The sequence below is a fragment of the Elusimicrobium sp. genome (assembly GCA_015062115.1).
Classification (GTDB): Bacteria; Elusimicrobiota; Elusimicrobia; order Elusimicrobiales; family Elusimicrobiaceae; genus Avelusimicrobium.
Genome location: SUVG01000002.1, coordinates 220,873 through 239,139, shown reverse-complemented (window position 1 = coordinate 239,139; position 18,267 = coordinate 220,873). Strand labels below are relative to the sequence as shown.

The 18,267-nt window shown below is 46.8% G+C and carries 17 protein-coding genes, 1 tRNA gene and 1 pseudogene; 7 read left to right on the top strand and 12 right to left on the bottom strand.

Annotation, left to right across the window (positions count from 1 at the left end; genetic code table 11):
* Nucleotides 1–156 precede the first annotated feature (156 nt).
* Nucleotides 157–243, bottom strand: a tRNA-Ser gene (locus E7027_02380).
* Between the two features lie 107 nt (nt 244–350).
* On the opposite strand from E7027_02380, the gene E7027_02375 reads away from it, so the two are divergent.
* Nucleotides 351–1,100 (top strand): hypothetical protein, encoded by a 750-nt coding sequence (locus E7027_02375; GenBank protein MBE6420976.1) that lies wholly within the window; start codon nt 351–353, stop codon nt 1,098–1,100.
* Nucleotides 1,101–1,102: 2 nt separating this feature from the next.
* Here the strand turns inward: E7027_02375 and E7027_02370 are convergent, their stop codons facing one another.
* Complete coding sequence (locus E7027_02370; GenBank protein MBE6420975.1) at nt 1,103–1,366, bottom strand: hypothetical protein; 264 nt, start codon at nt 1,364–1,366, stop codon at nt 1,103–1,105.
* 48 nt (nt 1,367–1,414) lie between these two features.
* Entirely contained in the window at nt 1,415–1,963 is a 549-nt protein-coding gene (locus tag E7027_02365) for a hypothetical protein (protein MBE6420974.1), read from the bottom strand.
* 118 nt (nt 1,964–2,081) lie between these two features.
* Here E7027_02365 and E7027_02360 point away from each other — a divergent pair, with 118 nt between their 5' ends.
* The 4 genes from E7027_02360 to rdgB all read left to right on the top strand — a co-directional run bounded on the left by E7027_02360 (nt 2,082) and on the right by rdgB (nt 8,292).
* Nucleotides 2,082–4,793: a valine--tRNA ligase gene (locus E7027_02360; protein ID MBE6420973.1), complete on the top strand. Its 2,712-nt coding sequence runs from the start codon at nt 2,082–2,084 to the stop codon at nt 4,791–4,793.
* Nucleotides 4,793–6,154, top strand: coding sequence for a peptidase T (pepT, locus tag E7027_02355; protein ID MBE6420972.1), 1,362 nt, complete (start codon nt 4,793–4,795; stop codon nt 6,152–6,154). The genes E7027_02360 and pepT overlap by 1 nt, the downstream gene beginning before the upstream one ends.
* 151 nt (nt 6,155–6,305) lie before the next feature.
* On the top strand, nt 6,306–7,676 hold the full coding sequence (locus E7027_02350) for a M20/M25/M40 family metallo-hydrolase (protein MBE6420971.1): 1,371 nt from the start codon (nt 6,306–6,308) through the stop codon (nt 7,674–7,676).
* Between the two features lie 10 nt (nt 7,677–7,686).
* Nucleotides 7,687–8,292, top strand: a complete 606-nt coding sequence (gene rdgB / locus E7027_02345) for an RdgB/HAM1 family non-canonical purine NTP pyrophosphatase (protein ID MBE6420970.1) — start codon at nt 7,687–7,689, stop codon at nt 8,290–8,292.
* A 90-nt stretch (nt 8,293–8,382) separates the two neighbouring features.
* On the opposite strand, the pseudogene E7027_02340 reads toward rdgB, so the two are convergent.
* The 8 genes and pseudogenes from E7027_02340 to lpdA form a co-directional block, all read right to left on the bottom strand.
* A pseudogene (locus E7027_02340) lies at nt 8,383–8,487 on the bottom strand (hypothetical protein).
* Nucleotides 8,488–8,790: 303 nt separating this feature from the next.
* Nucleotides 8,791–9,354: a hypothetical protein gene (locus E7027_02335; GenBank protein ID MBE6420969.1), complete on the bottom strand. Its 564-nt coding sequence runs from the start codon at nt 9,352–9,354 to the stop codon at nt 8,791–8,793.
* A 3-nt stretch (nt 9,355–9,357) separates the two neighbouring features.
* The gene (locus E7027_02330; GenBank protein MBE6420968.1) at nt 9,358–9,930 is read right to left on the bottom strand and encodes a hypothetical protein; all 573 of its coding nucleotides are present in this window, start codon (nt 9,928–9,930) and stop codon (nt 9,358–9,360) included.
* On the bottom strand, nt 9,890–11,200 hold the full coding sequence (locus E7027_02325; GenBank protein ID MBE6420967.1) for a hypothetical protein: 1,311 nt from the start codon (nt 11,198–11,200) through the stop codon (nt 9,890–9,892). The genes E7027_02330 and E7027_02325 overlap by 41 nt, the downstream gene beginning before the upstream one ends.
* 40 nt (nt 11,201–11,240) lie before the next feature.
* Entirely contained in the window at nt 11,241–12,158 is a 918-nt protein-coding gene (locus tag E7027_02320) for a phosphate butyryltransferase (GenBank protein ID MBE6420966.1), read from the bottom strand.
* Nucleotides 12,159–12,193: 35 nt separating this feature from the next.
* Nucleotides 12,194–13,303, bottom strand: a complete 1,110-nt coding sequence (gene buk / locus E7027_02315) for a butyrate kinase (protein MBE6420965.1) — start codon at nt 13,301–13,303, stop codon at nt 12,194–12,196.
* 59 nt (nt 13,304–13,362) lie between these two features.
* A complete protein-coding gene (locus tag E7027_02310; GenBank protein ID MBE6420964.1) occupies nt 13,363–14,070 on the bottom strand; it encodes an RNA methyltransferase in 708 nt (235 codons plus the stop codon).
* Complete coding sequence (gene lpdA, locus E7027_02305) at nt 14,067–15,455, bottom strand: dihydrolipoyl dehydrogenase (protein MBE6420963.1); 1,389 nt, start codon at nt 15,453–15,455, stop codon at nt 14,067–14,069. Before lpdA ends, E7027_02310 begins: the two co-directional genes overlap by 4 nt.
* Before the next feature lie 56 nt (nt 15,456–15,511).
* Between lpdA and radC the strand changes: the two genes are divergently transcribed.
* Nucleotides 15,512–16,198 (top strand): DNA repair protein RadC, encoded by a 687-nt coding sequence (gene radC / locus E7027_02300; GenBank protein MBE6420962.1) that lies wholly within the window; start codon nt 15,512–15,514, stop codon nt 16,196–16,198.
* Entirely contained in the window at nt 16,198–17,484 is a 1,287-nt protein-coding gene (locus E7027_02295; GenBank protein MBE6420961.1) for a serine dehydratase subunit alpha family protein, read from the top strand. The genes radC and E7027_02295 overlap by 1 nt, the downstream gene beginning before the upstream one ends.
* A gap of 42 nt (nt 17,485–17,526) precedes the next feature.
* Here E7027_02295 and E7027_02290 read toward each other — a convergent pair whose 3' ends face one another.
* Nucleotides 17,527–18,264 carry a ComF family protein gene (locus E7027_02290; GenBank protein ID MBE6420960.1) on the bottom strand — a complete coding sequence of 246 codons (738 nt, stop codon included), beginning with the start codon at nt 18,262–18,264 and terminating at the stop codon, nt 17,527–17,529.
* Between the last annotated feature and the right edge of the window lie 3 nt (nt 18,265–18,267).

The following is an 18,267-nucleotide window of genomic DNA, read 5'->3' as shown; positions in this document are numbered from 1 at the left end:
CGGTTTTTGCCTTTCGCACCATAAAAAGTCTATATGCTCAAACAAAAACATCGCTCCGGGCTTCGAATCTCTACGCGGCATAAAGCAGTTTATGCCGCTCCATCTCTCTCTTTATGAATAAAAAACCCCGCTTTCGCAGGGTTTTATAAATTCATACGGAGAGGGAGAGATTCGAACTCTCGATACGGTTTCCCGTATACAGTCTTTCCAGGACTGCGCCTTCAACCACTCGGCCACCTCTCCAAAAACGGGGTGTATTCTAATGACTACTTATTTATTATAGCAAATTATTTTTGTTTTGAAAGAAAGTTTTTGATACAATATTTTCCCGTATTATTTAAGGAGTTTCCATGCAAAACAAATTTTTTATTACTTTCCTATTCTTTTTATTTTCGTTACCTGCCTGTGCCCAATTGCAAGATATCCACGGCGTAATTCCCACCGAAAACGTAACCTCTTTGGAAATTAAACCCCGCTACAAAGCCAAAGATGACAGTAAAAACAAAACGGTTGCCACCGTAGAAATAAAACCTTCCTTCAAAATCAACCAACATTGGAAATTAGGGGCAGAAATCCCGTTTACTCGCTACGGGGAAGGCGAAGTGAGCGAAAAAGGCCTGGGCGATATTATGGTGTCCGGCTTTTATACCGACTATTCCCCCTCCAAAGTTTTCTCCTACGGCTTAGGGGCGGAACTTACACTCCCCACGGCCACCCACCATGAACTCGGTGACGGAAAGGCTTATATTGAACCGGAAGTATTTTTGGTATGGAAACTGAATCCCAACTTTTTTATAGAGGCCGAATACCGCCACATTTTTTCCTTTGCGGGAGCCTCCGCCCGTGACGATATCCACGAAAGCCGCTACCGCATGATTTTTGGGTATATGTCGGATAGCAAATGGTGGTTTGAATTTGACCCCCGCTACACGGTAGATTACGAAAACCCCGGTGATGCGGAACTGATTGGAGAATTTGAAATCGGCACGATGGTAAATGTGGGATCTTCTATTTATTTACGCGGCGGCTGGCACTTGGCGGGGAATAAATACTCCCAAGATTGGGAAATTATGCTCGGTTATAAAATTTTGTATCTGTAAAACTAGCGGCGAAAAGTGCGCACCTGTATGCCCAACAACCGCCCGATAAGCATTAACGGAAGCACCACTAAAATGCTAAATACGGCTACAAGCAGTGTCATGATAAAACCAAACGCGAGCACAAAAAACCCGCCGATAAGCCCCCCCGTATCCCCTTTGGGACGGGCAGAATCTTTCACACGGTCGTCCGTTTCTATCGGGCGGCCGTTTTCATCTAAAATTTCGGGCTCTATGATTTCTTCCGTTTCTATTATGTCGCGTTTCATACTTATATTGTTTCTTTTTACCAATCGGTTTCCAAGGCAAAAAACGGGTTAGTTTTCCCGGGCCAACTTTTGAAGAGCAGCGGAAGTCTCCTCGGCGGACAGACCCGTAATGTCCAAGTTTTTCCCTTCGGGCAGTTGGGTAATTAAGGGGAAAGATTCGCAAAACGATTTGAATAAAGTTTCGTCCGTCAGTTTCATTTTGGCTTTGCGATCCGGCAAAGGAAGGCGTCTTAAATTTTCCTCTTGGCTAAGTAACAGTTTTACCGGCAAATAGCGGTATCCTGCCGCCTGGCAAAAGCGGCGCGTTTTTTCCACAAACGACAAATCATTTTCGCTATCGGAAAGGCAGTTGGTCATAATCAGCGGGCGGCTGGGCGAAATAGACACCAAATACTCAAACAACAAATCGTATGTTTTCGTTAAGTACGAAAACACTTGCGGCGGAAGGGTTCCGTTCAAATCCGTCACACTGAAAAACACATTGTTGATTAAATGATTATCAATCAGCAGTCCGTTTACATCTTTTTTAAGTACTTGGGCTACCGTATATTTCCCCACTGCGGGATAACCGATTAAATGAAAAAGAGTTTTGTTCATAGATTTATTTTATCAAATTGATATATTCTTCGCGCGCGCAAGGTTCTAAATTGGTAAAATAATGGTAAGCGCGTAAAGTCACATTACGCGAAGAAATTATGTAAAAAGAGGACTTACCATGTTACCCAAAGCGTACGAACCGCAAGAAGTAGAACAAAAATTAGCCGAAAAATGGCAAAACGCAAAACTGTTTGCCGCCAAAAACGATAAAACCAAAAAACCTTTTGTTATTGTTATCCCCCCGCCCAACATCACGGGTGCCCTGCATATGGGGCACGCCTCCACCAACACCTTACAAGATGTGCTGATTCGCGCACACCGCATGTTTGGGGAAGATGCCTATTGGGTACCGGGAACCGACCACGGCGGTATTGCTACGCAGAACGTAATTGAAAAGAAACTTTCTAAAGAAGAACATAAATCTCGCCACGATTTGGGCCGCGAAAAATTTTTGGAAGTTGTCTGGGACTGGTACAACGAATGCGGAAATGCTATCTTCAACCAATTCCGCAAAATGGGTTGGGCGTTAGATCTTTCCGATATTCGTTTTACCATGGACGAAAAACGCGCCCAAGCCGTCTATGAATGCTTCCGCCAATGGTGGGAGAAAAAATACATTTACCGCGGAAAACGCCTTATTAACTGGTGTGTGCGCTGCTCCACTGCACTTTCCGACATTGAAGTAGAACACGAACAACAAAACGGGAAACTCTGGCACTTGCAATATAAGGGAGAAGACGGTAGCGAAGGCATCGTCATCGCCACCACCCGTCCCGAAACTATTTATGCAGACGCCGCCATCGCCGTTAACCCGAAAGACGAACGCTATAAAGATATGGTAGGCAAAAAAGTAATTATCCCCTTGGCCAACCGCGCTATCCCGATTATTGCCGATGAAGCCGTAGAATTGGAATTTGGTACAGGTGCCCTAAAAATCACCCCGGCACACGATGCTACCGACTACGAAGTAGGCCAACGCCACAACTTGCCTATTCTCAGCGTGATTAACGATAAAGGTAAGATGGTTAACTGCCCCGAAAAATACTTGGGCATGGATCGCGAACTTTGCCGCAAAGAAACCGTAAAAGATTTGGAAGCGGCGGGTCTTCTTGTAAAAGAAGAAAAATACACCAATAATGTTTCCACCTGCTACCGCTGCCACAGCACCATTGAGCCGTTTATGAGCGAACAATGGTTCGTAAAAATGGAAGAATTGGCCGCTCCGGCTATCAAAGCCGCCGAAACGGGCGAACTTCAGTTTCACCCCGCCAACTGGAAAAATCCCTTCTTAAACTGGTTAAAAAATATCCAAGACTGGTGCATTTCCCGTCAAATTTGGTGGGGACACAGAATCCCCGTATGGTACTGCCGCCACTGCAGCGAAAAAGGCCTCACTTTTGCCGTTGACCAACAAGGCAACGAACAACTGACCAAAGTTTCGTTTGAAGACGGTGCCAAACCCGTGGTTTCCTACGGTAAACCGGAAAAATGCCCCATTTGCGGCGGGAACGATTTTGTGCAAGACCCCGATGTCTTGGATACTTGGTTCTCTTCCGCGCTGTGGCCGATTTCCGTTTTCGGCTGGCCGGAAAAAACCCCCGAATTGGAACACTTCTATCCCACTAATGTCATGGTAACCGGATATGAAATTTTGTATCTGTGGGTTGCCCGCATGGTCGTGACCGGGTTAGATTTTACGGGTAAACTTCCCTTCAAAGATGTTTACTTAAACGGCATCATACGCGATAAGAGCGGACAGAAAATGTCCAAATCCAAAGGAAATGTAATTGACCCGTTGGATATGACCGCCAAATACGGGACGGATGCGGTGCGTTTTTCGCTCCTTATGCAAGCCGTTCCCAGCAAAGATATCCCGTACGCCGAAGAAAGCATCACCGGAGCGCGTAATTTCTGCAACAAACTCTACAACGCCTCCCGCTTTATTTTGATGAATATGGAAGGCATCAACGGCCCGCTTTCTATGCCGACTCAAGTAACGGAATTGGCCGATAAGTGGATTTTAGACCGTTACAATAACGCCATCAAAACGGCCCGCGAAGGAATTGAAAAATATAACTTGGCCCAAACTGCCAATGCGCTTTATCACTTCCTGTGGGGTGACTTCTGCGACTGGTATATTGAACTGGCCAAACAACGCTTCCAAACGAAAGAAAAAGAGCAAGTTATGGCCTTGTGCGTAAACATTTTGTACGGCACCTTAAAAGCCCTTCACCCGCTTATCCCGTTTGTAACGGAAGAAATCGCCGCTTCTTTGCGCCCCTATGTAGGCGAAACGGAAGAATTCTTGCTCAACCAATCTTACCCCGTTTATAACGAAGCGCAAACGGATAAAGATGCCTTGCGCAAAATGGCCGTGGTACAGGGCGTTACGCGCGAAATCCGCACCATTCGCTCCCAGTTTAATGTGCCCCCGGGGCTGAAAATCTCCGTGGTGTTAAGTGCCAAAACGCAAGACGAACTGGCTATTGTAACCGAATACGAAAACTACATTAAACTGATGGCCAAAATCGAAAACCTGACCATCGGTGTCAATCAAGAGAAACCCAAACAAACGGCCACGGCTGTTTTTGAAAACACGGCTATTTATGTACCGCTTACGGGGCTTATTGATTTTGATAAAGAAAGAAAACGCCTGGAAAAAGATTTGGCTATTGCCAAAGCCAACATTGCTTCCCGCACGGCGCGCTTAGCCCAGGAAAACTTTATCAAGCACGCTCCGCAAGAACAAATCCAAAAAACCAAAGACGAGCTGGCCGCCGCCCAAGTGGCCTTGGCCCAGGTAACGGCTTCGTTAGAGGATTTGGCCTAATGCAAAAAGCCTTAAAACTTTTGGTGTGTTTCTGCTGCGCGGTTTTACCCTTAGGGGTAGCCGCGCAGCAACTCGATTGGAAATCTGTTACGCGCTACAACAAAGCCGAAGCCAAAAAACAACTGACGCAACGCTTTGTGGAATATGTGGCAACGGACACCCAATCTTCCGATAAAACGGCTACGGTTCCCAGTACTCCGGGGCAAAAAAAATTAGCCAAAGCCTTGGCAAAAGAATTAAAAAAATATGGGGCCAAAAATGTAAAAGTGAACAATTATTCTATCGTTACGGCGGAAATTCCCGCCAACAACGGTAAAGATTCACCGGTCATCGGTCTGTTTGCTCACTTGGATACGGCGTTGGAGGCCTCGGGCAAAGAAGTTAAACCGCAGGTTCACAAAAATTTCCAGGGCGGAAACATTGTTATTAACGCGGAAAAACAAATTGTCCTTAACCAAACAAACTCCCCCCAACTTTCGCGGGCGCGCGGGCACGATATCATCACCGCTTCCGGCGATACGTTGTTGGGTGCGGACGATAAAGCCGGCATTTCCATTATCATGACGTTGGTACAATACCTCTACGATCACCCGGAAATGGAACACGGAACTCTTAAAATTGCTTTCACCCCAGATGAAGAAACCGGCATGGGAGTGGAAAAATTTGATGTTCCTTCCTTCGGGGCCGATTATGCCTACACCGTAGACGGGGGCGACCTAGGGAGCCTGACTAACGAAACTTTCTCCGCCAAAGCCTTTACCGTAGTATTCGAAGGGCTCCGGGCCGTTCACCCCGGAGAGGCCATGAACTCCCCCTTTGCGGATAACTTACTAATGGCTTCCGATTTTCACACCTTGCTTCCCCGTCATCGCCGACCGGAAACCACTTCTCTACGGCGCGGTTTTATCCTGACCGATTCCATCGACACAGTGGGAGACCGCACCGAAATCAAAGGGATTATCCGTGCTTTTAGCGATGAAGAAATGCAAGATTTGGTAAACGAAGTAACCCGCGCCTTTAATACCGTAAAATCAATGAACTATAAAGGAAAAAATTTCTCTCTCACTTTTACGGATCAGTACAAAAACATGAACTCCGTACTGCCCGAAAAAGTAGTGTCGTTAGCGAAATTGGCAATGGAACAGGAAGAAATTACACCCGTGCTGACAGCCGCGCGCGGCGGAACGGACGGTTCACAACTCTCCTTTATGGGCCTGCCGACCCCGGATATTTTTGCCGGTATGTATAATATCCACAGTGTGCGTGAATACGCCGATGTAGATGTCATGGAGGCCTCGCTCCGTACCCTGTTAAGGCTTTCTTCCCTGTGGAGTTTGCAGGAAAAAGAAACCCAACCATAAAACCTCTTTTTTAGCCCGCTTTCCGGCGGGCTTTTTTACGTCCTTTTCCGTACGCGCGTGGGCCTATTTTTTATATAGGTCTTTTGGCCCTTGCACTACTATTTGGCAGATTACTAAAATAACAGTATATATTTCCATTTCGGAGGAACGCATGCGTCTTAAATTGTTAGTTGTTTTCTTATCGCTATTTGCATTTACCTTTTCTACCGTAAATGCCGCCGAATTTACGGCTCCGGCTATCAAAAAGCCCTCTTATGCCAAAAAGAACCAAAAATTGGCTGATTCTTTCCGCCAAAAATTGTTCGACCGTTTTATTACTTACACCACGCACGACAGCCAAAGCAGCGAAACGCAAGAAATTACCCAAGAACAAATCGATACAGCCCATAAACTTATGGCTGAATTAAAATCTTTGGGAATTGATGCCCAATTGACCGAACACTATTATATTTTTGTAGATTTGCCCTCTAACCTTGCTTGGGATGCCCCTGTTTTGGGTTACAGCTGCCACTACGATACAACTCCCGACAATTTGGGCAAAAACATCAAAGCGCAAGTAATTGAAAAGTACGACGGAAAACCGATTGTTCTTAAAAACAACCAAGTAATCGATCCCTCCACCGAAAAAGACGCATACTTGGCCACCCAAGTCGGTAAAAAAGTCGTTACCTCTGACGGCACCACCATTTTATCCGCCGATGACAAAGCCGGCCTTTCCGTTGTGGTTACCTTCTTAGAAACTTTGGTAAAAAACCCCTCTAAACCTCATGGTCGTATTCAAGTAGTTATCGCGCCGAACGAAGATGTGGGCCGCGCCGCCCAATACATTGAAGAAACCGGCTACAACCCGGATATTTCCTTCGATTTCGACGGCGGCTCCGACGGCAGAGTAGTAGCCGAAAACTTTAACGCCGAATCCGTTATCTTTACGGTAAAAGGTACCCCCGGTCACCAATCTTATGCCGCCACCAACGGCTACAGAAACGCTTGGAAACCCGCCTGTCAACTTGGCGACAGCATCTGCCGCGACCAAGACCTCCCCAACAACTCCAGCGGGGAACAAGGCTATGCGGAACTCCACCACATGTATTATCCGGAAAACCAAGTCAGCACCGCCTTGCTCGATATTCGCTTACGCGGTTTTGACCAAGGCGAAATGGATAACTGGAAGGAACGCGCTGACACTATTGCCAATACCATTGCCGAAAAATATGAAGTGGCGATTTCCAAACAAGTTGTCCGCAGTTACGGTAATGTGGGTGAAGCGTTACACGAAAGTACTTTAGCCGTTATGTATGGGGCTTTTAACAGTGCCAATGTGGAACCCAAAATCGAAAAAATGCGCGCCGGCACCACGGCTTCTATGTTCCTCGTAAAAACCGGGAAAGGTGCGTTAACTGTCTTCACCGGGCAAAACAATCCCCACGCTTTGACGGAATGGTTAAGCGAAGAAGATATGTTCAAGTCTTATTTAATTTCCTTAAACTTGGCTGATGAAGTAGCCAAACTTAAATTAAAATAGTCGTTTGTTCATGAAGATTTTAATTGCTACGGGCAATCCGCACAAATTCAAAGAACTTAGTGCTATTTTGCCTACCACTCTCAAAAATGGCACGCCCATTGAATATGTCAGTTTGGCATCGTTCAAGGGCGTGTCCCTTCCTGAGGAAACAGGAGACACCCTGGAAGCCAATGCGGAAATAAAAGCTCGCTATGCCGCCAAGGAAACGGGGCTTGCGGCCTTGTCCGACGATACCGGTTTAGAAGTAGATTTCTTAAACGGGGCACCCGGAGTTTATACGGCCCGTTACGCAGGCGAACACGCGGACGCCGACGATAACAACCGCAAACTGCTTGCCGCGTTGGAAGGCCAAGTATTGTCGCAACGCAAAGCCAGTTTTAGAACGGTAGCCTGTTTGGCCACGCCGGAAGGACGCGTACAAACCTTTGAAGGCATTTTGGACGGATACATCGGGTTTGGATATCGTGGAGAACACGGCTTTGGGTATGACCCGATTTTTATGGTAGAAAACACCCAAAAAACCTTGGCCGAAATGACGGACGATGAAAAAAATAAAATCAGCCACCGTTTCCGTGCTTTCCAAAAACTGGCAGAGTATTTGGTTCTGCTAAAATAATATTTCACAAAAAACCCCGGGAAGCCCGGGGGTTTTGATAAATGCTATCTAATAAAAAAGCCCTCCTTGTGGAAGGGCTTTTTTATTAAATTATTTTCCGGCACCGCAGCATTTTTTGTACTTCTTGCCACTACCGCAAGGGCACGGATCGTTACGGCCGATTCTCGGCCCTTCGTGTACTACCGTTTCCACTTTCGGGGTACCCGTTTGCTCCGCGCGGAGTTCGGCTTCGTGGTCTTTCATCCATTTTTTCATTTGGCGGATACTCTTAAAGTCCACTCCGTCCTTTTCCATACGCTTGGCAATATCAATAAAACGCTTTTTGATTTCCGGATCTTTTAATTTACCCTTTATCATGGCGGGTAAAGAATCTAATTCGCGCTCAATGCGTTCTTCAATAGATTCTTTTTTGGAAGGTTTTGCTTCCGGTTTGGAGGCCGCAACTTCCCCTTCCTGTTTTTTCTTAAACGGATTCCATATCATATTAAACTCCTTAAATTATTTGGAAAGTAATTCTTCTACAAAATTCTTAATGATTTCCGCTTTTTCGAAATAATGTTTTTCGCGCGGAACAACCAAGCGATTGGGGTGCTTTTCCCAAATTTTTAAGATTTTATCGTCGATATCAAAAGCTTGTTGCAAACTTTCGGTACGGACATTGGTGGCTTGGTAGAAATCTTTTTCCGGCGGCGGGGAAAGGTGGATAACGGCATCATAACGAGCCAACTCCGCTTCCAAAGAAGACCCCATAGCCTTAAAGAAATCTTCCGGGCCGTGCGGCCAATAGACGGCGCCGTCAATAGAACCGCGGTCACAAACCATCAGGCTCGCCTCGGAAGTGCGTTCGGCCAGTTCTTCTAACTGATGAACGGTATAAAAAATAATATTTTGTGCGTGCTCGATATGCACGGGGCTGTTGTCTTTACGGGGAAAACCACCGCTGTAAATAAGGGTAGCGGCTTCTTGCACCAAGGCAATTTTACCGCCGAAGGTTTCCTTCAAAATAGAAAGAGCTGTCGTCTTTCCGCCGCTGGGGCCACCGGTTAAAACTATTTTTTTCATAAGTTATCCTTGAATAATTTTTTCTACAAAATTTTTAATGGCTTCCGCCTTTTCAAAAAAATGCTCCGTTCCGCCGATAATCATGCGGTTGGGGTGCTTTTCCCATATTTGCAAGATTTTGCGGTCAATTTCAAAGGCTTTTTCCAAACTTTCCGTACGGACATGGGTAGATTGGTAAAACGCCGGATTGGACGGCGGAGAGAGGTGCAGAACCGCATCATAGCGGGCAAGTTGCTCGTCTAAAGTAGTGCCCATATGCGCAAAAAAAGCATCACTGCCTTCGGGCCAATACACCGCAGCATCTACCGTTCCGCGGTCGCATACGATTAAGTCGGCCGAAGAAGATTTTTCCGCCAAACTTTCCAACTGTTTTGTGGTATAGAAAATAATGCGCTGTGCCGCTTCGATATGGGCAGGGCTGTTATCTTGGCGGGGAAAGCCTCCGCTGAAAATAAGGGTAGCGGCTTCCTTGACCAATTCCACTTGAGGGCCAAAGGTTTCTTTTAGCACGGAAAGAGCCGTCGTTTTTCCGCTGTTAGGGCCGCCGGTTAGAGCGATTTTTTTCTGCTTCTTCATGCTTTTTTTCCTCCGGGGCGGCCTCTTGGGCAGATTTTTTTGCCGCCTCCAATTCTTTTAAGTATAGCACTTTTAATTCTTCAAATTCTTTTCGTTTTTGTTTCGGCACATCTCTCACGGCCGAGTTGCGGTTTTTCATGCGCAAGAAATCAATAAATTTATTCTTTTCTTTGATGCGAAAATCCAAGTGCGGGCCGGAAGATAACCCCGTACTTCCCACATAACCGATTGTTTGCCCTTGTTTTACCCTCGCGCCGGCCTTAACCCCTTTGGCAAAACCTTTTAAGTGGCCATAGGTGGTAGTATAATTATTGGCGTGTTTTACCTCTATGTAATTGCCGAAACCTCCTTTCCAGCCCGCGTAACGAACGGTACCGTCCGCCACTGCCTGAATAGGCGTACCCACCGGGGCGGCATAATCAATCCCCAAGTGAGGACGGCGGATTTTAAGAACAGGGTGCAAACGGTTATACGAAAAACGGGAAGAAATACGGTAATTTCTAAAACTGATAGGCGATTTCAAAAACATTTTTTTGCTTACTTTGCCTGTTTCGTCATAAAAATCGTCTTCAAAGTAAAAAGCACGCGTTGTTTCTTTGGTTTCCGCACCCGTATAAGTGGCTGCCAATAAATCTTGCCCGGTAATTTCTCCGGTTAAAGTGTAATGTTCCTCCCACAGAGCGGTGTATTCGTCGCCGTTGCGGGTATCGGTATTAAAATCAATTGTCCAGGAAAATGCATCTGTAAAATCTAAAATAAGCGGCACTTGCAAGCCTTCGGCCAGCATGGAATTAAATAAAGAACCTTTCACTTTTCCGGCAGCCGTTTTGATGCGGGTTTTAATTTCCACATCACTTACGCCTGCCACCAAACCATCTCCCACATTGGCAACAAAGTAGCGTTTGAACCCCTGTGTGAGTAGCAACATCACAAAATGCCCGTCCTCTACGGACACGGAATAAATATCTTTCTTTTGCAATTTGCGGGTATCAACTACAGTGGAAAGTTTCCCGACGATTTGCGCCACTTCTTGGTTCGAAAGGCCCGCTTCTTGCAAGCCTACATAAATGGGTTTTTCCCCCACTTTGAATTCTTGAGTGGGGATTGCACGCGCACGCAAATTTTCGCGTTCCTGTTCGTTTTTGGTTTTCGTAATGGAAAGAGCCGCCCAAGTGGACACAACAATAACTCCCAATGCCAACACATAAAATAAAATATCGTGGTATCGGCGGTAATGTTTGCGTAACAGGACTAAAAATCTCTTTCTCATAACGGGAAAAGGGGCGGTGTTTTAAGCCGCCCCCTATAAATTATTTATCTTCTTTTAAGTAAGAGCAAAGCGCAATAGCGTTTAGTTTTACTTTGGGGTCATCGGCACGAGAAGGCAAGATGACCGGAATTTTCGGCCCCACCAAAACGGCAGCCGCTTCCATTTGGTCGCCAAAGAAAGCCAAGGCTTTGTAGAGCGGGTTGGCGGCGTCCAAATCGGGCAGCATCAAAATGTCGGCATCACCGGCCACTTTGGCATCTTTAATGCCTTTTTCGGCGGCCTTTTCGGCAGACAAAGAAATGTACAAATCATACGGCCCTTCTACCGTACAACCGGCAATTTTACCTTCCGCGTTCATTTGGGCAAGCGCGGCGGCATCCACGGTAGAGGGAATTTTTTCGTTCACTTTTTCCACCGGGCACACACAGGCTACTTTCGGGTTTTCCAAACCCAATTTATGCATGGTATTTACCGCATTTTGAATAATTTTGGCTTTTTGTTCCAAGGTAGGAGCAATTACCACAGCGGAATCGGTGACGGCAAAGGGTTTTTTGTATTTGGGAGTGCTGAAAAGCACAAAGTGGGAAAGAAGGGCTCCTTCGGGCACGAGGTGAGCGTCTTTGTTCAAAATGGCTTTCATGTAGTATTTGGTATCTACAAGACCTTTAATCAAAAAGTCGCCTTTCCCTTCCAAAATTTGATCCACGGCCAATTTGCACATGGTGGGGACATCTTCGCAATCAATAAATTCAAATTTGCTTTCATTAAGCCCGGCCGCCTGTACCATTTCTTTTACGGCGTTAATGGGCCCGATTAAAATACCATGGGAAATAAGCCCGTTATCATCAGCCATTTTAATGGCTTCCAAGGCTTCTTTGTTATTGGCGCCGGGAACAACGACGCGGTTGGATTTGCCTTTTACTTGATTGATTAAGTCGGCAAAACTTGTGAATTTCATTTTTATTTCTCCTTAACTGCTTAAGTATAATAAAATCAGTTGTAATTTTTAATGATTTCGGGATTATTTAAGGCCCGGCGGGCGGCTTCACGCAAGGCTTCTTTTTCTTCACTTCCGGGGAAAACATACATAGGGGCAATCCAGCCCACATAGCGGCCGATTTCCTGCGGAATATATTTACTGTGCATCAGTCCGCCTGTTAAAGCAATAAAATCTACTTTTCCTTCCAACACCACCGCCATCGCCCCGATGTATTTAGCGATTTGGTAAATCATGGCATCTTCGGCCAGTTTGGCTTCTTCCTGCGTGCAGGTAATTAAAGATCCGGGGCGTTTTTCGCCGGTGCGTATATATTCTTCCAAATCTTTCACATCGGAAGTACCCGTATAGGCAACCAAACCGCCTTTTCCGCGCAGTTTTAGGCGGATATCGTGTTGGGTATATTGGCCGGAATAACACATTTGCACCAAACCCGTATTGGGCGTACCGCCGCTTCGTTGGGGTGTCATGGGGCCGTCCCCTTCATAGCCGTTATTTACGTCCACCACTTTCCCTTTACGGTGAGCCCCCACCGTAATTCCGCCGCCGCCATGGCAAACGATGCAGTTTAACTCTTCATACGGTTTACCCAATTTATCGGCAATCAAACGAGCCACGCGTTTTTGGCTCAAGGCATGAAAAATAGAAATACGCGGGTTTTCGGGCATACCCGAATAACGGGCAATCGGTTGAAGTTCGTCAATCACTACGGGGTTGGCAATAAAACTGGGGCAACCGGCATACTGGGCGATGTCGCGCGCCAAAATACCGCCGAGGTTGCTGGGGTGCACACCATATTGGCCTTTTTCCAAATCGGCAATCATTTTATCGTTGACGGCATATACACCGCCTTCGATGGAGTGAATAAATCCCCCTCGCCCGATAACGGCGTGAATTTCCTTGAGTGATACTTCATGATCGATTAAATAATCTAAGATAAGTTTACGGCGAAGAGGCAGTTGTTCGGTAACATTTTTGCCTTCGTATGGTTCCAAATCGGTAATGGAATAACGCACGGTCACTTCGAATACGGGTTCACTGCCCCGGTAATATCCGATATCGTCCGAGGTAGAACCCGGGTTAATAACAAGGATGTTGTATTCCATGCGGCCCCCTTTTTGGTTTCTTATATTTTATCAAAATATACGCCCTTTGGCAGGGTTATTTAGTCTAATTCTCCGGCTATTTTTTCCACCAATTTTTTGATAAAAAACAAACGGTCTTTGGAAAGGGAACTTTCCTTTAGCACCGAACGCAAAAAAGCCTTGCGTTGGGCCGGGGTAAGATCGGTACGCAAATGCAGTTTTTCGCAGACTCTGTCCAAAGACTCCACCACCAATTCTTTTTGCTCGTCCGTCGGTAGCATTTTTTTGGAAGGGGCGGAACGCAAGGGCTTAAAGTCGGCCCGGCGCGAAAGTTCGTAACAGGTTAAAATAACGGCTTGTGCTAAATTGATAGAAGGCTGTTTGGACGCCGTAGGGATATTAAGAACCGCTTGGCAACGGGAGATATCTTCGTTACTGAGACCCGTTTTTTCGTTCCCGAATACCAAGGCTGTCAGTCCGTCTGTTTCGGCCAGGCGGTCATTGAGTGCGGGCAAAACGACAATTTCCTGCTTCACTTCCCGTTTTTTTAGAGCGGTAGCCGCCAAAGAAAAGTGAGTGTCTGCCAAGGCTTCGTCCAATGTATCAAAACAACGCGCATTTTTCAGGATATCCGCCACACCCACCGCGCTGACGGCTTCCTGCCAAATCGGCGGGTAAGGGTTCACAATGCGCAAATCGGTTAAGCCGAAGTTTCCCATGGCGCGCGCACAAGCCCCCATATTATTGGGGTCACGCGGGCGAACCAGTACAACACAAAAACGACTCACTTATGTAAAGCCTCCCCGATAGATTCCGCCAAAGTAGGGTGTGCAAAAATAACTTCCGCCAATTCGCTACCGGTCATTTGAGCCGCCAACGCTACGGAAATCACGTGCACAAGTTCCGAGGCATTGGCCCCTACTAAAGTTGCCCCTACAATTTTGTCGGTAGATTCTTCCAGTAAAATTTCAAAGAACCCTTCCGCTTGATCCTGTGCCACGGCGCGACCGTTAGCCAGCAAAAAGGCCTTTTTGGCTTTTATAGTCAACCCTCGTTCCGCCGCTTGCGCGCGCGTAAGCCCTACGGAAGCAATTTCCGGTGAAGTATAAATGGCACGCGGCACGCGATCGTTGTGATACACGGCCGTTCCGCCCAGCAAATTGGCAGCCGCCACTTCGCCTTGACGCGTAGCCGCATGGGCCAGTTGCATCAGTCCCGTTACATCACCCGCAGCATAAATATCGTTTTTCAGTTGTAGCGTTTGAGGATTTACCTGCACTCCTTTACGGTTCCACTCCACCCCGATTTTTTCCAAACCGAGAGAAGCCAAATCTACTGTTCTTCCAATAGCCGCCAGCACCGTTTCGGCGGAAATCGTTTGGCCGTCGGTCAAGGTAATCAAAAAACCTTCCGATGTTTTTTGGGCCTGTTCGGCGCGCACGCCCAAGTAAAATTTTACGCCGCGCTTCGTAAGAGCTTGGGACAACGCCCTCGCGGCACCTTCGTCTTCCAACGGTAAGATACGCGGTTGCATTTCCACCACGCTTACCTCCACACCCAAAGAACTCATCAAATCTGCAAATTCACAACCGATTACCCCACCGCCCACAATCACAATGCTTTTGGGCAAAGCGGGCATATCGAAAATGGTGGAATTATCGTAAATTTGGTCTTTAATGGTATCAAACGGAGGCGGGAAAAACGCTTCGGAGCCGGTAGCCAAAATGACCCCGTCGCAAGAGATTTCTTTTTCTCCTTCAGTGGTTTTTACCAAGACGGTATGTTCGTTGACGAAAGAACCTTCACCCGCTATCACTTCCACTCCGGCTTTTTTAAGCAAAAACCCAATCCCTTGCGTTAATTTACGCGCAGCGGTTTGTTGGCGAGATTTTATTTTTTCCCAATCTTTCAGTTCAAATAATTTTTCGGCCGTTTCCGCTCCGCCCTCTTTACACAAAGAGGCCACCCCCCGGGCCACCTGAAAACGATGCGCGGCATCCAATAACGATTTGGAAGGAATACAACCGCAGTTTAAGCACACCCCGCCTAATTTATTTTTTTCAATCAGTGTTACTTGTGCCCCCAAGTTTGCGGCTTTCAGGGCCGCCGGATAACCGGCGGGGCCGCCCCCGATAATAACAATATGTTTCATTTCAGCCCCCGTGTACAGCATTTGATTATACCTATTGTAGCATTAAAAACAGTATAATAAAAAAGTAGAATTGTACTATGCCCAAAAACGAAAAACCGTCTTATATCGGTCACCGTGAAAGAATCCGCGAAAAATTTGCTTCGGCCGGGTTAGATTCTTTTTTGGATCACGAAACATTGGAACTTTTGCTTACCTATGCCGTAGCCCGCAAGGATACAAAACCCATTGCGTGGGCACTTCTAAAACGCTTTGGGTCGTTAGCCGCCGTGTTGGACGCGGAAACGGAACAACTTGCGCAAGTAAAAGGAGTCGGCCCGCAAACGGCTTTATTTATTAAACTGATTCGGGGTGTGTTCAAAAAATATACTTTAGATGAGGTAAAAGAACGGGTAGCAATTCGCACTCCGCAGCAGGTGTTGGAGTATTGCAAGGCCTCGTTAGCCGGCAAAAAAGAAGAATCTTTGGAAGTCATTTATCTTTCTGTAAGAAACACCGTTATGGGCACGCAGGTGTTGGCCTCGGGGTTGATTGACAGAGTGGCTGTTTCTCCCAGAAAAATAGTGGAAAGTGCCCTGGCGGCCAAAGCATCTGCCTTTATTTTGGTACACAATCACCCGTCCGGCGATGCGTCCCCCTCGCAAGAGGATATTTTATTCACGCACGACATTATCCGTGCGGCAAAACTTTTTGATATTTCGGTGCATGACCATATTATTATCGGAGGCAATTCGCATTACAGTATGAAAGCGAATGGAATAATCTAATGAATTTATTAAAAGAAGTTTTGAAATACCAAGTTTATCCGGCCATGGGTTGTACAGAACCCGTTTCCGTTGCGTTGTGCGCCGCCTACGCGGCCAAAGAATTGGGCGAACCCGTAGCCCGACTGTCTTTTGAGTTAGATGCCGGCACCTACAAAAACGGTATGGGCGTGCGTATCCCCAACACCGACGGCGAAAAAGGAAATGTGCTCGCCGGTGCCATGGGTGCGCTTTTGGCCTGCCCGGAAAAAAATATGGAAATTTTAGCCGCCGCCGACAAAACCGTTTTGGCCAAGGCAAAACTATTGGTAGAAAACCGTGCGGTTTCCATGAAAGTAGCTCCGGGAGTAAACGGATTTTATATCAAGGCCTGTTTAACGGGCATTAGCGGTAAAACGGCCCAATGCATCATTGCCGGCGGTCATACCGAAGTGGTTTATTTATCCTGTAACGGTAAAATAAAATTAGAAAAAAAAGCACAAGAATCTCTTTCCTCCAAGCCGGACTTCAAAACCGCCCTTAAAAATGCCACGTTAGCGCAACTGTTGGACGCGGCCGAAAACGCAGATGAAGAAGATTTGGCCTATATCAAAAAAGGGGTAGAAATGAACTTAAAAGCCGCCGAAAGAGGCCAAGCTTTGCAAAAAGTGGGTTTCTACATTAAAGAACTCGTCCGCAAACAACTAATACAAATGGATTTGATTTCTTCCACCAAAATTCTAACCGCTTGCGCAGCCGATGCCCGCATGGACGGCCAAGCCATACCCGTTATGGCCAGCGGAGAATCCGGCAACCAAGGGGTAGTAACTATTTTGGTACCGTGGAAAGTAGGAAAAGAAATGGAAGTGGACGAAACCACCATTTTGAAAAGTATTGCCTTATCGCATTTACTTAACGGCTATGTAAAGGTATTTACGGGAGAACTGGCCCCCATTTGCGGTTGCGCGATTGCCGCCGGGGTGGGTGCCACCGCGGGCATTGTATATCAACAACGCGGCAAATGCGTACCTGCCGTTACCTTAGCCATCAACAACATCATCAGCGACATCGGCGGTATGCTTTGCGACGGCGCCAAAAGCGGTTGCGCCTTAAAGGTAGTCAGTTCCACCGATGCCGCCATACGCAGTGCCTATATGGCTATTCACGACTACGGCATTACCGAAGTGGAAGGGTTTGTAGGCAGAACGGCAGAAGAAACAATCCAAAACCTGGGCAGTATTTCCAGTGTGGGAATGAGCCGGGTGGATCCCATGATTGTAAACATCATGCAGGAGAAATGCAACTCTTAAAAATAAAAAGGCCCGATGAAAGTCGGGCCTTTTTTATGGAATTTATTCTCTGGCAAAGGTATAGGCCAGCACTTTTTTGGCACCGGCTCGTTTAAGGGCTTGGGCGCATCCTTCCAGGGTTGCCCCGGTAGTGGCCACATCATCAATGAGTAAAACGGTTTTTCTGTAAACGGATTTTGGGTTGCGACAGACAAAGGATCCCGTCATATTTTCCAAGCGGCCTTTTCTCCCTAAGGTAGTTTGGCTGACGGTATTGCGCGTACGCTTCAAAGAAGTTTTATCCAAGGGAATCAGTAACTCTTCCGCCAACGACTGTGCCAACAATTCACTTTGGTTATATCCGCGCTCCCGGTATTTTTTTGAAAAAAGCGGCACCGGCATAATAACTTCCGCTTGGGCCATTTCGGGGTAACGGCAAAAACGGCGGGCCATTTCTTTTCCCATTTCCTTTCCCAGATAATCAGCCCCGCCGTATTTAAGTGCATGTACCCACGCACGGGAAGAATTGTTAAAAACAAATGCCGAACGAATCAGCGCACACTTATATTTTGAAGCCTTGCTTCCGCGACAGGCATAGCAATGTGCCCCGCCCGATTTCAGCACTGCTCCACAGCGGCGGCAAATATGCGGCCCGGGCTCTTTTAACCCGTCCAAACAACGCGGGCAAAGCGAGTGTTCCGCACGGCGGGCCAAATCACACCCGCAGGCAAAACAAGTTTTTGGGAAAAAGAAATGTAACAGGTAAGAAGGTATCTCGCGAAAGAAAAAGGAAATTTTCATATT

Excerpts from the sequence above, each read along its gene's own strand:
- E7027_02375 (MBE6420976.1), top strand. The coding sequence starts at position 351 with ATGCAAAACAAATTTTTTATTACTTTCCTATTCTTTTTATTTTCGTTA.
- E7027_02370 (MBE6420975.1), bottom strand. The coding sequence starts at position 1,366 with ATGAAACGCGACATAATAGAAACGGAAGAAATCATAGAGCCCGAAATT.
- E7027_02365 (MBE6420974.1), bottom strand. The coding sequence starts at position 1,963 with ATGAACAAAACTCTTTTTCATTTAATCGGTTATCCCGCAGTGGGGAAA.
- E7027_02360 (MBE6420973.1), top strand. The coding sequence starts at position 2,082 with ATGTTACCCAAAGCGTACGAACCGCAAGAAGTAGAACAAAAATTAGCC.
- pepT (MBE6420972.1), top strand. The coding sequence starts at position 4,793 with ATGCAAAAAGCCTTAAAACTTTTGGTGTGTTTCTGCTGCGCGGTTTTA.
- E7027_02350 (MBE6420971.1), top strand. The coding sequence starts at position 6,306 with ATGCGTCTTAAATTGTTAGTTGTTTTCTTATCGCTATTTGCATTTACC.
- rdgB (MBE6420970.1), top strand. The coding sequence starts at position 7,687 with ATGAAGATTTTAATTGCTACGGGCAATCCGCACAAATTCAAAGAACTT.
- E7027_02335 (MBE6420969.1), bottom strand. The coding sequence starts at position 9,354 with ATGAAAAAAATAGTTTTAACCGGTGGCCCCAGCGGCGGAAAGACGACA.
- E7027_02330 (MBE6420968.1), bottom strand. The coding sequence starts at position 9,930 with ATGAAGAAGCAGAAAAAAATCGCTCTAACCGGCGGCCCTAACAGCGGA.
- E7027_02325 (MBE6420967.1), bottom strand. The coding sequence starts at position 11,200 with ATGAGAAAGAGATTTTTAGTCCTGTTACGCAAACATTACCGCCGATAC.
- E7027_02320 (MBE6420966.1), bottom strand. The coding sequence starts at position 12,158 with ATGAAATTCACAAGTTTTGCCGACTTAATCAATCAAGTAAAAGGCAAA.
- buk (MBE6420965.1), bottom strand. The coding sequence starts at position 13,303 with ATGGAATACAACATCCTTGTTATTAACCCGGGTTCTACCTCGGACGAT.
- lpdA (MBE6420963.1), bottom strand. The coding sequence starts at position 15,455 with ATGCTGTACACGGGGGCTGAAATGAAACATATTGTTATTATCGGGGGC.
- radC (MBE6420962.1), top strand. The coding sequence starts at position 15,512 with ATGCCCAAAAACGAAAAACCGTCTTATATCGGTCACCGTGAAAGAATC.
- E7027_02295 (MBE6420961.1), top strand. The coding sequence starts at position 16,198 with ATGAATTTATTAAAAGAAGTTTTGAAATACCAAGTTTATCCGGCCATG.
- E7027_02290 (MBE6420960.1), bottom strand. The coding sequence starts at position 18,264 with ATGAAAATTTCCTTTTTCTTTCGCGAGATACCTTCTTACCTGTTACAT.